The sequence below is a fragment of the Frigoribacterium sp. CFBP 8754 genome, from assembly GCF_014841815.1.
Lineage (GTDB): Bacteria > Actinomycetota > Actinomycetes > Actinomycetales > Microbacteriaceae > Frigoribacterium > Frigoribacterium endophyticum.
Genome location: NZ_JACYUO010000006.1, coordinates 68,945 through 85,399 on the forward strand (window position 1 = coordinate 68,945; position 16,455 = coordinate 85,399).

Consider the following 16,455-nt stretch of genomic DNA (forward strand, 5'->3'; position numbering starts at 1 on the left):
CTCATTGACTCGGGTCGGCATCTGCGCCAGGGTCGTCTCGTCCCCCACAGCCCCACCTCGAGGAACGACGTCGATGACCAGACTCCCCCGCCCCCTCCGCTCCGCCGCCCTCGGCGGAGCCCTCGCCCTCGGCCTCGTCGCGGCCCCGCTGACGTCCGCCGGCGCGACGCCGACTCCCGACCCGTCGGTGACGCCGACCGCGACGCCGACGCCGTCGGCCGCCGCCGCACCGACGACGGCGCCGTCGACCTCCCCCGCCTCTCCCTCCGGAGCCACGGCGGCCGACCCTTCTCCGACGGCCGCCCCCGACGCGGCGATCGCCGTGGGCGATCTGTCGCCGGTGCTGCTCGACCCCGTGCAGCTCGACGCGGGCACGACCACGACCGTGCCGATCGCGCTCCGCGTCGACGCCGCCCGGCCCGACCTCGTCGGCACGGTGGCCCTCGAGGCCCCGGCCGGCTCGACCTTCGTGGCCGCCGACACGGCGGCGGGGTGGTGGCGGCCGGGCGGCGACGAGACGTGGCGGCGCGACGCGCGCCTCGACCTGCGGGGCGGGAGCGTCGGCGACGGCGCGACCCGCACCTCCTTCACGCTCGACACGAGGGGCTTCGCGGCGGGCCACGCCGACGGCGACGAGCTGCGCTTCGACCTGGCGGTGGCGACCCCGCTCGACGCGGAGCCCGACGACTCGGAGCTGACCTGGTCGGCCGTCGGGTCTGGAGGTGCCGGAGGCGCGTTCGAGGTGCAGGGAGCGACCTACACCGTGACGGAGCCCGCTCCCTCGGCCGCTCCCGCGCTGACCGTCCCGGCCCGCGTCGCCGACGGCTACACCGCGGACGCGCCCTACACCTTCCGGGGCACCGGCCGGCCGCTGGCCCCCCTGACCGTCCTCAACACGAAGGGACTGCCGCTGGGCAGCACGTCGGTGCTGCCCGACGGCACCTGGTCGTGGACGCGGCCGAACATGGGCACGTACGAGTGGAGCCTCGTCTTCGTGCAGGACGCGGGCACGCCCCGCGAGCGCGAGACGCGGCTGCTCGGCTTCGTGCCGGCGCAGGGCCCGCAGATCGCGGTGACGACGCCCGACGCGGCGCAGCTGGCCCGGGGCTACGTGCCCGACGCCCCGTTCACCTTCCGTGGCACCGGTCGCCCCGGGGCGCTCGTCGGCGTGACGAACCTCAGCGGCTTCCGCCTGGGGGAGGCGCGGGTCGGCCCCGAGGGCACCTGGTCGTGGACGCGCGCCGACATGGGGTCGTACCTCTGGTCGATGGCGTTCGTGCAGGACGAGGGCACCTACCGGCCGTCGTCGGCGGTGGTGCGCGGCTTCGCCCCCGCCGTCGACGCTCCGCGGCTGACGACGCCGTCGGCGTCGCAGATCGCCGCGGGCTACCCCGTGTACACGGCGTACACGTTCGCCGGCACGGGCAAGCCCGGCGCCCTGATCGACGTGCTCAACACGAAGGGCCTGCAGCTCGGCCGCGCGGTGGTCGCCCCCGACGGCACCTGGTCGTGGCGGATCGGCACCCTGCAGGCGTTCACCTGGTCGATCGACTTCGTGCAGGAGCGCGGCACGAGCGACGAGCTCGTCGCGCCGCTGCGGGGGTTCGCGCCGCGCGCGTGAGGCCCTCCGGCGACGCCGAGCCTTCACCCTGGCCCCTCACCTGGTCGCCCCTCCCGCTTCGCCCGCCACTTTGGACATGTCGAGTGAGGTGCGTAACATATCAGGATCGCGGCCAGCTCTGTCGGTGCCGCCCGACCAGGAAGAACTCACTACATGAAGAAGAAACTGATAGCCGCCGGGGCGGCCGGGCTCGCGGTAGCCACGGTCGTCACCGGCCTGAGCTTCGGGGCCGCTGCGGCACCAAGTGCCCCGATCTCCGGGAGCATGACCAGGAGCACTCCTGCGGCACCCCTCACCACCTCGACGAACTCTGATGGAGGGGCGCAGCCCGACCTGATCGATGCGCCGTCGTCTGCTGCAGAAGCAGCAGTTTCCCCTGATCTCGGCAGCGGCGCGAGCGCACGGAAAGTGACCACCCAGTCGGAGAAACTCCGTGGCAAACTCGTCTGGACCTCGCTCGAGGGCGACTACCGATTCATGCACAGCGTTTATACGGGCAGTCTCGACGGGACTTACGCGGTCGACTATGACGACGCCGTACGACGCGGCAACACGTTCGAGCTCCCGGCCCGTGGCACCACCGGAGTCGTCAAGGGACTGGATGGGTGGGCGAAAGATCTGTGCATGACCACCCAGACCAATGGGGCGAACGTGACCATGAGCTCCTGCCGAGAAACGAACACGAAGCAGCAGTTCTCGTGGTCAGGAAACGCCCTCGTTGCTAGCAACCCCGGCATGGGTGCTACCTCCCATCTCACTGCTCGCGTCTACACCAGCGGCAACCGAAACACGAGCGCGATCACCGGCCCCACGTACTCGGCGGCGCAGTTCAGACCCGAGTTGCTCCAGGAGATCGCTTCGCTGGCCGCTCGAGTCACGTCGACGGACCACTTCGCTGGATCCGCGGTGATCACGGGGACGGCTCGACCTGGGGCTCGTGTCGAGGTCGGCGATGAGTGGGTGACGGCACACGCGACGACGGGAGCGTTCTCCCTCACCGTCACCGACCTCGCTGCAGGGGTCAACTCGTTGACGGTCATCCAGAAGATCGACAACGTGCAGGTCGGCAACTCCGTTCCTCTGACCGTGACGATCGTCGAGGGCGGCACGGTCGTGCCGGTGCCTCAGCCCGGTGTCGAGCTGGTGCGCGGTGAGACCAGCTCTGTTCCCTTCGTCGTGCAGCTGAACGAGGCACGGAGCTCCGTCTCGGGGACGACCACGGTCAAGGCTCCCGCCGGCACCACTTTCTCGGCCGGTCAGACCACCGTGGCCGGGGCCTGGCGCCCCAGCACGACCGGCGAGTGGAGCCCGGCTGCGAACATCAACCTCACAGGCGGGGTCCTGAGCGCCGACCGCACTGAGATGACCTTCGACATCGGCCCTTCGGGAAGCAACCACGCCGCGGGACAGCAGTGGCGCTATGAGTTCAACATCGACACCCCCATGGTCGCGGCGGGTGGCGCCTCGTCCTTGGGCTACGTCTACGAGGGCTCCAGCACCGGCAACCCCTTCCGGGCCGTCGGCAGCACCCCCACCACCATCGAGGTCAACGAGCAGCCCACGGTCGCCAGCGTCGTGTCGGTCGACCCGATCGCCAAGACCGCCGTCGTCTCGGGCACCGCCACCCCCGGCGCCACCATCACCATCGGTGACCAGGAAGCCGTCGTCCAGGACGACGGCAACTGGAGCATGACCGTCGAGGGCCTGCAGGTCGGCTCGAACCAGCTCGTCGTGCAGCAGAGCATCGCCGGCGAGGACTACGGCGACCCCGTCACCCTCGACGCGGTCGTCCCGGCGCTCACCACCAGCCTCGGCGCGAACGACGTCATCGTGACGTCGGAGGCCGACGGCTGGTTCACTGAGGGCACCGAGGGCACCGTCACGATCACCACCCAGACGGGCACCAGCCCCACCGGTGCCACCGTCCGCCCGGGCGAGTCGCTCTCCTGGACCACCACACTGCCCGAGGGCTTCGAGGCGGGCGACCTGCCCGCCACCGAGACCGTCGACGGCTGGACCACCGAGCACGTCGTCGCCACCGACTCCGAGGGTCGCCAGACCGTCGAGGTCAAGGTCACCAACGCCACGACCGAGAACCGCGAGTACGCCGCCGCCGGCGACATCACCTTCCCGGTCGTCTCGACGGGCAAGCCGACCTCCGACGGCACGATCACCACGGTGTTCACGCCGCCGACCAGCTACACCTCGTCGGCTCCCGACGCGTCGACGGTCGCCAAGGCGCCCCTGCCCCTGACGGCCACGGTCGCGCAGCGCAACGACATCGCCCAGACCGTCGTCGTCACCGGCAGCGGCACGCCCGGTCAGCAGGTCACGATCGGTGACGTCACCGAGACGATCCGCCCTGACGGCAGCTACGAGATCACCGCGCCCTTCACGGGCACCGGCGACCTCGAGGTCACCGTCAGCCAGGAGATCGGCGGCACCGTCCACGACGAGGCCACGGTCGAGTTCACCTCGGTCGAGGGCGGCACGCTCGTCGGCGTGCAGCAGACCCGCGTCAACCTGCCGCGCAACACGACGTCGATCATCCCGATCGTCGTCCAGAACAACGAGGCCCGCGACGACGCCACCGGCACCGTGACCTTCACCGCCCCGAAGGACACGATCTTCCAGGACGGCCTCACCGTCCTCGGCGAGCGCCGCAGCGGCACCGCCGGCGGCTGGGAGAGCGACGCGTCGCTCGACCTGACCGGCGGCGTCATCAGCGAGAACGGCACGAAGATCACCTTCCAGCTGCCCGCCCGAGCCATCCCGGCCGAGCAGCAGCTGCGCTACCTCGTCGAGGTGTTCACCTCGCGCACCGCGTCGGCCGGCAACCGCCAGCTCGACTACACCTACGAGGGCACCAGCTCCATCGGTGACTTCCGCGCCACCGGCAGCACCATCGGCCGCGTCGCCTCCATCGACCCCTCCGCCATCCGCGAGTAGTCGACCGGCGACACCAGCACCACAGCACCAGGCGACCGCCCCGGTCACCGCCCCGCAGCAGCGGGCGCGGAGACCGGGGCGGTCCGTCGTCCCGCCCCCTCGGATCCACGCTCGTCCACAGGGGCGCCAGAGATACCCTCACATGCGTTATTGTCATCTCGACCGCACCGCTGTCATGCGACATTCACATGGCACGACCACCGACCGAGATGCCCTCGGTCCTGCCCCGGAAGAAGGCGACCAGTGAGACGACGTTCGACAGAGGCACTCGCGACTGGGCTGGCGATCACCCTGGTCGTCGGCAGCCTCGCCCTGGCCCCGGGATCGCCGACCGCCCAGGCGTCACCGGTCGACGACGGCGTCACCACCGCCTCCGCGGCGACGGTCGTGACGCACGAGCCCGACGCCGCGCCGAGCGGCCCGACGGAGGACACCGCGGCTCTTCCCTCGCCGGAGGCCGCTCCGCCGACGCCCCCCAGCTCGACCGACGGCGCCCGCCTCTTCCTCACGGTCTCCCCGCCTACTGGCGTCTCACTGCAGAGCGACCACGTCGGGCTGACCGTGCGGGGCACTCCGCAGTGCAACGTGTCGAACTGTCGCCTGCTCGTGTCGACCAGCTCGCAGCCCCTCTCGTCACCCGGCAGTGAGATCCCCTCCGGCACGAGCACCTGGCCGTCGTGGTGGGCCGAGGGCACGACCCGCACCCTCTACGTCCACTCCTGGGGCAACGGCTGGGGCTGGACGAAGACGAACTGGAACACCTCGTACACCGTGACCAGGCCGGTGACGACCGCGCTGACCGCGAGGGTCGCCTCGACCGACCACGTCGGCAGGTCGGCGGTGATCACGGGCGTCGCGACGAAGGGGGCCCGGGTCGAGATCGGCAGCAGGTACGCCACCGCCAGCACCACCACCGGCGCCTGGAGCATGACCGTCTCCGGCCTCGCCGTGGGGGCGAACACCCTCACCGTCGTCCAGAAGATGGGGACGACGACGATCGGCAGCTCGGTCCGGGTCACGGTGACCATCGACCCCCAGGTCGTCCCCGGGCTGGTCCGACAGGTGGACGCGACCCCTCAGGCCCTCCTGCGAGGCGACGACACGGCGGTCACCGTGGCGGTCGAGTTCACCGAGCGGACGCAGTCGGCCCCGGGCACCGTCACGGTCACGGCACCGGCCGGCACCACCTTCGCCACCGGGCAGGACACCCTGGAGGCGGAGTACCGGGCGGGCTCCGCCACCACCTGGCAGGACGCCCCCGCGTCCGCGTCGTGGGACCTCGTCTCGGGACGCCGCTCGGCTGACGGGTCGACCTACTCGTACGCCTTCCCCGGCACCGGCTCGGCCCTCGACGCCGGCGGCGACCTGCGCTGGGCCCCTCGCGTCTCGACGCCCCTCGACGCTCCCGTCGGCACGCCCGCCCTCGGGTTCACGATGACCGGCGCCCTGAACGCGAAGCTCTACGACGTCACGGGCAGGGTCGACACGCCCATCGCCGCGGCGGCGCTCACCGCCGAGGTGGTGTCGGTCGACGCGCAGGGCAGGGTGGCCGCCGTCAGGGGCACGGCGACGCCCGGCGCGACGGTCGCGGTCGGCGACTCCGCCACCGCCGTCGCGGAGAGCGACGGCACCTGGAGCACCACCGTCGAGGGCCTCGACCTGGGCGACAACGAGCTCGTCGTCACGCAGACCGTGGGCGGGGTGCCGGTGAGACCCTGAGATCAGGCCGCCGGCTCACCGCGAGCGGGTCAGGCGGCGGGCACCGCGGCCCGGGCGGTTCGTCGCTCGCTGCCAGACGGGCGGGGCAGGATGAGCGCATGATCGACGTCGACCTCGCCCGCCGCCTCCGAGACGCCGGGCTGCGCTGGCGCCCCTCCCCCGGCGACCGCTTCATCGTCGAGCGCCTGGTCGACAGCGACGAGGGCGTCGGCGACGTCTTCACCCTCAGCGACATGACCATCGAGGCCCACGAACACCCCACGGGCACCGTGCTCGGCTTCAACGGCACGACCGAGTGGGCCCTCGACTCGGTCGCCGCCGAGGACGCCCTGTGGCTGCCGCGCGAAGACCAGCTCCGCGAGCTGCTCGGCAGCACCTTCGTCTCGCTCACGCGCGTGCTCGTCGACGGCGAGCCCCTCGCCTACCGCGTCACCGTCGCCCTCGACGGCGCTGCGACCACCGGGCCCGACTCCGTGCACGTCGCCGCCGACCCCGAGACGGCCTACGCCCACGCGCTCCTCGCCTACGTCGACGCGTCGCTCCGCCTCGACGGCCCTGACGGGGGCGGCGCCGAGCACGACGGGGACGCGACGAACTGATCCCCGCGCGAAGTACCTCGGCGCCATCGAGGTGACTCTTCCTGGGCCCTCCGCCCCGAGCAGGGCCCAGGAAGCGTCACCTCGATCACTGCCACCTCGCGTCAGTTGCCACTTTGAGGGGTTCACGGGCGTTCAGAGGCCCTCAAAGTGGCAACTGACGAGAGATGTACGAGGAGAAGAGGCGGGGTCAGCGGCGGGTGGACACCGTCACGGTGAACTTCGGCCCGCGCGAGACCTGACGCGTCGGCCCGACGGTGCGCTCGAGCGCGCTGCGGTAGCCGAGGTGCGAGTTCCAGACGCACCAGAGCTCCCCGCCCGGCTCGAGCAGGCGCGCGGCCGCCGCGAAGAGCTTGTGCGCGAGGCCGGCGTGCACGGTCGCCCCGACGTGGAACGGCGGGTTGAGCAGCACCAGGCCGGCGGAGCCTGCGGGCAGGGAGGCTCCTGCGTCGTCACGCCGCGACTCCACCCGGTCACCGACGCCGGACGCGTCGGCCGTCGCGCGGGCCGAGGCCACGGCGGCCGCCGACTGGTCGGTCGCGATGACGTGTGCCTCGGGGTGCGCGAGCGCCCAGGAGGCGGCGAGCACCCCCGTTCCGCACCCGAGATCGACCACGTGCGACGCCTCGGGCGCCCCGACGGCCAGCGCCTCCAGCAACGCTCGGGTGCCGACGTCGATCGATGAGCCGGCGAAGGCCGCGCCGTGTGCGACGACCACGAGGTCGCCGTGCCGCTCGGAGCGAGGCCACGTCGAAGTGGTGCCAGCCGAGGAGGCGCTCGCAGCAGAGGAGGCGGTGGCTCCGGCGTCGGAGCGCGGACCGGAGGCGGTCAGGAGGCGCGACTTCTGCCGGGCGAGACCGGCGGAGACGGTGCCGAAGTGGCGGCGCAGCACGTCGTTCATCGCCGGGGTCATGTGCTTGACGCGGCCTCCGGCGACGAGCTGCACCTCGGGGTGCGCGTGGGCCGCGACCAGCTCGGTGATCTCGTCGAGCGCGTCGAGGCCGCGCGGCAGCTGGAGCAGCACGACCCGTGCCCCCTCGACGAGCGAGGCGTCGAGGGGCAGCGACCGCCAGGCCGCGTCGCTGCCGAGCGCGGCGGCGTTCGCGGCGAGGGCCAGCTCGCCCGAGAGGGCGTCCTGGTGCACGCGGAGCTCGTGCGGGCCGACCAACTCGGCGGCGCCGAGGGTGAGGGCTCCGTAGCGGTCGCCGATGATGGTGACGTGCTCCGGGTGGGCGACCAGCGCCTCCCGCGCGGTGTCGAGCAGGAGGCGGTCGGTCGCGTCGTGCGCGACCAGCTCGGGGGCCTCGACGTCGGGCCACCGGCGGAGCTGCTCGAAGTCGATCACCGGACGAGGCTACCGGGCCGCCCCGGCTCGTCGTCCCCGACCGTGGCGCCGAGTGGTCGCGAAGTGCTGCTCGCTGACGCGCGAGCAGCAGTTCGTGACCACTCGAGGCCGGGGAGGCGGAGACGACGCACGGGCAACGAGGGCGGGGCGGGCCGACGTCCTCGCGGGCGGGCCGACGCCGACCCGCCGGGAGTGACGGGAACCCGCCGCACCCCGCCTCAGGCACCGAGTGGTCACGAAGTGCTGCTCGCTGACGCGAGAGCAGCAGTTCGTGACCACTCGACGTTGGGGGGCTCTACTGCAGGGGCCGCCAGACGACGACCGAGGTCTGCCGCGTGGGCCGGGTGCCGTGCCGCAGCGGCACGACGCCGCTCTCGCCCGCCGCGAACACGCGCGCCCCGGGCCGGTTGACCAGCTCGTCGGCCAGCGCCCGCTCCAGCTCGCGCACCCGCGACTGCAGCGCCGTCACCTGGTTCTCGAGCTCGAGGATGCGCTTGACGCCCTCGAGCGAGACTCCCTCGCCGCCGAGCCGCGCGATCTCGCGCAGCTGCACGACGTCGCGCATCGAGTAGCGCCGCGACTTGCCCGCGGTGCGCTGCGGCACGACGAGGCCGAGCCGGTCGTACTGGCGCAGCGTCTGGGCGTGCATGCCCGCGAGCTCGGCCGCCATCGCGATCGCGAAGACGGGCGAGTGCTCGTCGAGGGGCCACTGCCCCGCGTCCTGTCTCGCCATCGTCGTCCCCTCCTGCTCGTGGTGCTGGTGCCGGGCCTGCCGGTGCAGGGCCTGCTGGTGCTGGTGCCGGGCCTGGTGCTGCCGAGGCTAGCCCCGGGCCCGCGCGATCAGGTCGTCGCGCGGGTTCTCGGCCGGCAGCGCCGCCGCCAGCGCCTCGACGGCCTCGCGCGCCGCGTCGCTGAGGTGGCTCGGCACGGCCACCTGCACCGTCGCCAGCAGGTCGCCCGTGCCGGTCTTCGTCGAGACGCCGCGCCCCTTGACGCGCAGCACCCGACCGGACGGCGTGCCCGGCGCGACGCGGAGCCGCACCGGCTCGCCGCCGAGCGTCGGCACCTCGATCGTCGCGCCGAGCGCGGCCTCCGTGAACGTCACGGGCACGTCGAGGCGCAGGTTCGCACCGTCGAGCTCGAACACCGGGTGCGGGCGCACGGCGATGGTGAGCACCATGTCGCCGGGCTCGCCGCCGTCGGGGCTGGACTCCCCGCGGCCGCGGAGCCGGATCTTCTGGCCGTCGTGCACGCCGGCGGGGATGCGCACCTTCATCGGCTTGCCGTTCGACGCCTGCAGCGAGATGGTCTCGCCGACGACGGCGGTCTGGAAGTCGAGCGTCGTCGTGGCCGTCATGTCGCGGCCCTTCTGCGGGCCGCCGAAGCCGCGGTACCCGCCGCTGGTCTGGCCGAAGCCGCCGCCGCTGCCGCCGAACATGCCGCCGAAGATGTCCTCGAAGCCGCCGCCACCGCCGCCGCCCTGACGGAACTGCGGGCGCTGGCCACCGCCTCCGAACATGCCGCCGAAGACGTCCTCGAAGCCGCCGCCACCGCCTCCGGGGCCGCCGCTGCCCGCGGTGAAGCGCGCGCCCGAGCCCATGGCCCTGACCTGGTCGTACTCCTTGCGCTGCTCCGGGTCGGAGAGCACCGAGTTCGCCTCGCTGATCTCCTTGAACTTCGCCTCGGCCGCGGCGTCGCCCGGGTTGCTGTCGGGGTGGTACTTCCGCGCCAGCTTCCGGTAGACCTTCTTCAGCTCGGCCGGGGTGACGTCCTTGGAGACGCCGAGGATCGCGTAGAAGTCCTTGTCGAACCAGTCCTGACTCGCCATCGGGCACCTCCTCTCTTGCGTGTGTCCGGTGGCACGGCCACCGGAGGAAAGAACGGGGGAGGCGGTGGGCCCCTCGTCGAGGAGCCCACCGCCCGTCGCGACTCGCGTCGCGGTCACGGCTCGCGCCGTGGAGGTGCAGGGCTACTGCGGGGTGTGGACGGCGACCTTGGCGGCCCGGATGACCCGGTCGCCGATCTTGTAGCCCGGCTCGATCACGTCGGCGACGGTGTTGACCGTCACGTCGGCGTTCGGCAGCTGCACGAGCGCGTCGTGCATCGTCGGGTCGAAGACCTCGCCCGCCGCGCCGACCTGCGTGAGGCCGAACTTGTCGAGCCCCCCGCGGATCTTCTGCGCGATGACCGTCATCGGGCCCTCGGCGAGGTCGCCGTGCTTCTCGGCGCGGACGAGGTCGTCGAGCGCGGGCAGCAGCGAGCGGATGACCTCGGCGACGACGGCCTCGCGGTTCGCCTCACGGTCGCGCTCGACGCGCTTGCGGAAGTTGACCAGCTCGGCCTGGGCCCGCAGCATGTCCTGCCGCATGTCGGCGACGAGGTCGGTGCTGGCCTGGTCGAGGATGGCCTCGTCGTCGGCGCTGAGGGGCTCGGCCCCGGCGGCGCCCTCGGCAGCCATCTGCTCGGCCGCGGCGGCCGCGCCCTCCGGCGCCTCGGCGCCCGCGGGCACCTCGACGTCGGGGGCCTCGGCCTCGACCAGGTCGTCGGCGCCGTCGACCGCGGCGGTGCCGCCGTCCTCCGACGGCACCCCCGCGCTGGCCTCGGGGCGGACGGGCTCCTCGTCGGGAGCGCGGTGCTGCTCGTCAGTCATCGGTCGACCTACTTCTTGTCGTTCTCGTCGTCGTCCACGACCTCGGCGTCGACGATGTCCTCGTCGTCACCGGAGGCCTGGCCGTCGGCGGGTGCGCCCTCGGCACCGGCGGCACCGGCGGCGGCCTCGTCGGCCTGGCCCTGCGAGTAGATCGCCTGGCCGAGCTTCGACTGGCTCTCGTTCAGCTTGTCGAACGCGGGCTTGATCGCCGAGTCGTCGTCGCCGGCGAGGGCGGTCTTCAGCGCGTCGACGTCGGCCTGGACCTCGGACTTGACGTCGGCGGGCAGCTTCTCGTCGTTCTCCTTGATCAGCTTCTCGATCGAGTAGACGAGCTGCTCGGCGTTGTTGCGGACCTCGTTGGCCTCGCGACGCGCCTTGTCTTCTGCAGCGTGCTCCTCCGCCTCGCGGACCATGCGCTCGATGTCGTCCTTCGACAGCGACGAGCCGCCGGAGATGACCATCGACTGCTCCTTGCCGGTGCCCTTGTCCTTCGCGGAGACGTGGACGATGCCGTTGGCGTCGATGTCGAAGGTGACCTCGATCTGCGGGACGCCGCGGGGGGCCGGCGCGATGCCGGTCAGCTCGAAGGTGCCGAGGTTCTTGTTGTCGCGGGTGAACTCGCGCTCGCCCTGGAAGACCTGGATCGCGACGGACGGCTGGTTGTCGTCGGCCGTGGTGAAGGTCTCGCTGCGCTTGGTCGGGATGGCCGTGTTGCGCTCGATGAGCTTGGTCATCGCGCCGCCCTTGGTCTCGATGCCGAGGCTCAGCGGGGTGACGTCGATCAGCAGGACGTCCTTGCGCTCGCCCTTCAGCACGCCGGCCTGGAGGGCCGCGCCGACGGCGACGACCTCGTCCGGGTTGACGCCCTTGTTGGGCTCCTGGCCGCCGGTCAGCTGCTTGACGACCTCGCTGACGGCGGGCATGCGGGTGGAGCCGCCGACGAGCACGACGTGCGCGATGTCGGAGACCTTGACCCCCGCCTCCTTGATGACGTCGTTGAAGGGCTTCTTGGTGCGCTCGAGGAGGTCGCTCGTCCACTGCTCGAACTGCGAGCGGGAGATGGTCTCGTCGAGGTTGAGGGGGCCGTCGGCGGTGAGCGTCAGGTAGGGCAGCTGGATGCTGGTCGAGGTGCTCGACGAGAGCTCCTTCTTGGCCTGCTCCGCCGCCTCCTTCAGGCGCTGCTTGGCGATCTTGTCGGTCGAGAGGTCGACGCCGTTCTGGCTCTTGAACTTCTCGATCAGGTGCTCGACGATCCGGTTGTCCCAGTCGTCGCCGCCGAGGCGGTTGTCGCCCGAGGTGCTGCGCACCTGGATGGTGGAGAAGTCGTCGTCCTTGCCCACCTCGAGGAGGGAGACGTCGAAGGTGCCGCCGCCGAGGTCGAAGACGAGGATGAGCTCGTCCTCCTTGCCCTTGTCGAGGCCGTAGGCGAGGGCCGCGGCGGTCGGCTCGTTGATGATGCGGAGCACGTTGAGGCCCGCGATCTCGCCGGCCTCCTTCGTCGCCTGGCGCTCGGAGTCGTTGAAGTAGGCGGGCACGGTGATGACCGCGTCGGTGACGTCCTCACCGAGGTACTGCTCGGCGTCGCGCTTGAGCTTGCCGAGGATGCGCGCCGAGATCTCCTGCGGGGTGTACTTCTTGTCGTCGATCTCGACCGTCCAGTCGGTGCCGACGTGGCGCTTGACCGACGCGATGGTGCGGTCGACGTTGGTGACGTTCTGGCGCTTCGCGGTCTCGCCGACGAGCACCTCGCCGTCCTTCGTGAAGGCGACGACCGAGGGGGTCGTGCGGAGGCCCTCGGCGTTCGCGATGACGGTGGGCTCGCCGCCCTCGAGGACGCTGACGACCGAGTTGGTGGTTCCGAGGTCGATTCCTACTGCACGGGCCATGTGCTGTTCTCCTTCGTGGTGCGGGGTGATGCGGGAAGTCAGGGGGCCGACCCTTGAGTCGGCCAGGCTCAACTTTACTCACGCTCGTCGCGAGGTCAAGCCAGCCAGCTGAGAGTTGAGCGTGCATGACTCAAGATGACGCCGGGACGGGGGACGAGGAGGCGCGGTGCCGGTCACGAGATCGCCGGACACCCGTGCCCACTAGGTTGACCCCCATGACCGCCGCGCCGCCGCTCGCCGCCACCCCCGCGATCCCCCGTCGCCGGGTCGTCTCGTGGGCCCTCTGGGACTGGGGCTCGGCCGCGTTCAACGCGGTCGTCACCTCGTTCGTCTTCAGCACCTACCTCGCGAGCGGCGCATTCGTCGACCCCTCGATCGTGGCGGCCGCGGGCGACGACGCCCGGAACCCCGGCCTCGTGCTCGCGAAGGCCGACAACGCGACGGTGATCTCGACGGCGCTGACGATCGCGGGCGTGCTGATCGCGCTGCTCGCGCCGGTGCTCGGGCAGCGCAGCGACGGCTCGGGCAAGCGGAAGCTCTGGCTCGGCGTCAACACCGCGCTCGTGGTCGTCGCCATGGCGGCGATGGTCTTCGTGGCCCCTGCACCCGCCTACCTGGTGGCCGGCGCCGCCCTGCTGGCGGCGGGCAACATCTTCTTCGAGTTCGCGAGCGTCAGCTACAACGCGATGCTCGTGCAGGTCTCCACCCGCGAGACGATCGGCAAGGTCTCCGGCTTCGGCTGGGGGCTCGGCTACGTCGGCGGCATCGTGCTGCTCGTCCTCCTGCTCGTCGCCTTCCTGCAGAGCTTCGGCGTGGACGGCCGCGGCGGCCTGTTCGGCGTCCCGACCGGCACCGAGGGAGGCGCGTGGGACGTCCGTCTCTCGATCGTCGTCGCCGCCGTCTGGTTCGCGGTCTTCGCGGTGCCCGTGCTGGTGGCCGTGCCCGAGCCCCCGGTCTCGACCCGCGACTCCGGCCCGCGCGTGGGGCTGATCGGCTCGTACCGGGTGCTCGGCGCGACGATCGCGAAGCTCTGGCGCACGAACCGGCAGGTGCTGATGTTCCTGCTCGCCAGCGCCGTGTTCCGCGACGGGCTCGCGGCGGTCTTCACCTTCGGCGCGATCATCGCGGCGCAGGTGTTCGGCTTCTCGCCGAGCGAGGTCATCTACTTCGCGGTGGGGGCGAACCTCGTCGCGGGCGTCGGCACGTTCGTCGGCGGCTGGCTCGACGACCGGCTGGGCGCGAAGGCGATCATCGTGGGGTCGCTCGCCGGCCTCGTGCTCGCGGCGTTCGGGGTGCTGGCGATCGGGACCACCGCCTCCCTCTTCTGGGTGCTCGGGCTGGCGCTCGCGCTCTTCGTCGGGCCCATCCAGTCGTCGAGCCGCTCCTTCCTCGCGCGGGTGACGCCGCCCGGGCGCGAGGGCGAGATCTTCGGGCTGTACGCGACGACGGGGCGCGCCGTGAGCTTCCTCGCGCCGGGGCTCTTCACGCTGTTCGTGTCGGCGACGGGCGACACCCGGTACGGGATCATCGGCATCGCGCTCGTGCTGCTCGCCGGGCTGCTGCTGATGCTGCCGGTGAAGGCGGTGCAGCGCTCCATCGACTGACGCCGCCGCGCGTCTCGCACTCATGATCTCGGATGTAAGATATCGGACGGCCGCCCCGATCGGTCTTCCCTTTCCCTCCATCCGGAAGAAGACATGAGCACCATAAGAACCGGCCTCACCACGGTGGGCCTCGCGGCCCTCGCGGTCGGCGCCTTCAACCCCGCCGCGGCCCTCGCCGCACCCGCCCCCACGACCCTCGACGGCACGACCGTCGCCGCCCCGGAGACGGGCACCTCGGCCATCGCGGCCCCCTTCGTCGGCAGGATCACCCCCCTCGGCGACCGCCACATCGCGGTGAACGGAGTCGCCTACGGCGCGACCAGCGTCTCGCTCGACATCCCCGGCGGAGGCGGCGGAGTCGTCGGTGTCGCCCTGGACCGCTTCAGCCACGTGGTGGAGCTCGAGCACCTCGGGAAGGAGGCCACCCTCGTGGCCTACGGCCCCGACGGCCGGAGCGAGAGCGTCACCGTGACGCTCGACATCGGCGACTACGAGGGCGAGCAGGCTCCCGTCGCGACGCCCGTCGTCCACGCCGTCTCGCAGTACGAGGAGGGCGGCGAGCTCGTCATCGAGGGCACGATCGTCTACGACCCCCTGACCTTCGGCCGCACCATCGTGCGTGCCGACGTGCGCGGAGCTCTCGTGTACGACGCCCCGGACGAGAACGGCGCGTTCTCGCTGCGCATGCCCGCCTCGTACGCCGGCCAGACCGTCGACGTCGTGGCCTCGCGCTCGAGCCTCACGAGCGACGTGGCCACGATCGAGCTCGTCCCGACCGAGGGCAACACCGCCTCCGAGGTCTTCCCGCTCGAGATCGAGTCGCCGGCCGCCGGCGGCGTGGTGACCGACCGTCCGACGACGTTCACGGGGTCTGCCATCCCGAACTCGCAGATCGTCGTGACGCACGACGGTGACACGAGCCGCAGCAGCGCGACCCTCTGCGAGACGCGCGTCTCGTCGTTGGGCGACTGGAGCTGCACGTCGCCCGCCCTGCCCGTCGGCAGCTACGAGACGACCGTCACCGAGACGCCCACCTGGCAGTCGGCTCCGACGCAGCGGGCCGGGGCGGCGTTCTCCGTCGTCGCGGACCTGCTGCCCAGCGAGAAGCCCGTCCTGCCGAAGCTCTGGTCGATCTCGTACGACGACGAGGGACAGCTCGTCGTCCGGGTCATCGCGAACAACGCCTTCGAGTCGCGCATGACGATCGACGGCGAGGAGGTCGACACGATCCGCGGCCCGCAGGGGCGCTTCGCGTTCACCCTCGACCCGGCGCTGCTCGGCAGCACCGTGGTCGTCACCGGGCTCCGCGGCGGCGTCGAGAGCGCCCCGCTCGAGATCCCGCTCGAGCTCGTCGAGGCCCCCGCGGCGTCGCCCATCGAGGCGCCCATCGTTCACCACGTCTTCCGCGACGGCGACGAGGGCCGCTTCTACATCGCCGCGACGACGAACTACTTCCCCGACGAGTACATCGTCCCGGGTGCGACGGCCCTCGTCGACGGCTCCTTCGCCGGCGCCTCCGAGGCCGCCTGGAACGGCGCGTTCTTCCTCCAGGTCGCCGCCGAGCACGCCGGTGAGCAGGTCGAGCTCTTCACCACCCGCGGCGACGGCACGAGGTCGCCCAGCACCGTCGTCGACCTCGTCGTGACGGAGGGCAACACCGCGGGCGAGACCTTCCCCCTCGACGTGTCGTCGCCCGCCGAGGGCGAGACGATCGCCGCCGACACGACGACCTTCAGCGGTGAGGGCATCCCCGGCTCGCGCGTCCTCATCACGAGCGACGTGACCCGCTCGACGACCCTCGGCGCCGCCTCCGTGCTGCCCGACGGCACGTGGACGGCCGAGATCGCGGCGCCGCTGGCCACCGGAGAACAGACCGTGACCGTGACGGAGACCCCGTACTGGGAGAACCTCGACCCGATCGTGTCGACCCGCTCGTTCGTGGTCGCGGAGGACGGCGACGAGGAGACCCCCGCACCCGCCGCACCCGTGACCATCGCGACCCCGGCCGACGTCACCACCGGCTACACCCCCAACGAGGCCTTCACCTTCACCGGCACCGCCGAGCCCGGCAGCACCCTCACCGTC

Annotated in this window: 11 protein-coding genes; 6 read left to right on the top strand and 5 right to left on the bottom strand. The window is 71.9% G+C overall.

Annotation, left to right across the window (positions count from 1 at the left end; translation table 11 throughout):
- Positions 1-73: 73 nt before the first annotated feature.
- The 4 genes from IFT72_RS14095 (at position 74) to IFT72_RS14110 (ending at position 6,888) form a co-directional block, all read left to right on the top strand.
- A complete protein-coding gene (locus IFT72_RS14095) occupies positions 74-1,621 on the top strand; it encodes a hypothetical protein (RefSeq protein WP_192046818.1) in 1,548 nt (515 codons plus the stop codon).
- 624 nt (positions 1,622-2,245) lie between these two features.
- The gene (locus tag IFT72_RS14100) at positions 2,246-4,570 is read left to right on the top strand and encodes a hypothetical protein (RefSeq protein ID WP_192046819.1); all 2,325 of its coding nucleotides are present in this window, start codon (positions 2,246-2,248) and stop codon (positions 4,568-4,570) included.
- Positions 4,571-4,813: 243 nt separating this feature from the next.
- Entirely contained in the window at positions 4,814-6,289 is a 1,476-nt protein-coding gene (locus IFT72_RS14105) for a hypothetical protein (RefSeq protein ID WP_192046820.1), read from the top strand.
- 98 nt (positions 6,290-6,387) lie between these two features.
- Complete coding sequence (locus IFT72_RS14110) at positions 6,388-6,888, top strand: pilus assembly protein CpaE (RefSeq protein WP_192046821.1); 501 nt, start codon at positions 6,388-6,390, stop codon at positions 6,886-6,888.
- 187 nt (positions 6,889-7,075) lie between these two features.
- On the opposite strand, the gene IFT72_RS14115 is transcribed toward IFT72_RS14110, so the two are convergent.
- From IFT72_RS14115 to dnaK, 5 genes are all read right to left on the bottom strand, one after another.
- Positions 7,076-8,230 carry a methyltransferase gene (locus IFT72_RS14115; RefSeq protein WP_192046822.1) on the bottom strand — a complete coding sequence of 385 codons (1,155 nt, stop codon included), beginning with the start codon at positions 8,228-8,230 and terminating at the stop codon, positions 7,076-7,078.
- Positions 8,231-8,525: 295 nt separating this feature from the next.
- On the bottom strand, positions 8,526-8,963 hold the full coding sequence (locus tag IFT72_RS14120) for a heat shock protein transcriptional repressor HspR (protein ID WP_056056026.1): 438 nt from the start codon (positions 8,961-8,963) through the stop codon (positions 8,526-8,528).
- An 87-nt stretch (positions 8,964-9,050) separates the two neighbouring features.
- Positions 9,051-10,058: a DnaJ C-terminal domain-containing protein gene (locus IFT72_RS14125; RefSeq protein ID WP_185230997.1), complete on the bottom strand. Its 1,008-nt coding sequence runs from the start codon at positions 10,056-10,058 to the stop codon at positions 9,051-9,053.
- 141 nt (positions 10,059-10,199) lie between these two features.
- Positions 10,200-10,880 (bottom strand): nucleotide exchange factor GrpE, encoded by a 681-nt coding sequence (locus IFT72_RS14130; protein ID WP_244634564.1) that lies wholly within the window; start codon positions 10,878-10,880, stop codon positions 10,200-10,202.
- 8 nt (positions 10,881-10,888) lie between these two features.
- On the bottom strand, positions 10,889-12,766 hold the full coding sequence (gene dnaK / locus IFT72_RS14135; protein WP_192046823.1) for a molecular chaperone DnaK: 1,878 nt from the start codon (positions 12,764-12,766) through the stop codon (positions 10,889-10,891).
- Positions 12,767-12,981: 215 nt separating this feature from the next.
- On the opposite strand from dnaK, the gene IFT72_RS14140 reads away from it, so the two are divergent.
- Positions 12,982-14,370 carry an MFS transporter gene (locus IFT72_RS14140; RefSeq protein WP_185230993.1) on the top strand — a complete coding sequence of 463 codons (1,389 nt, stop codon included), beginning with the start codon at positions 12,982-12,984 and terminating at the stop codon, positions 14,368-14,370.
- A 93-nt stretch (positions 14,371-14,463) separates the two neighbouring features.
- The coding region (locus tag IFT72_RS14145) for a hypothetical protein (protein ID WP_192046824.1) at positions 14,464-16,455 on the top strand (1,992 nt) is incomplete at its 3' end.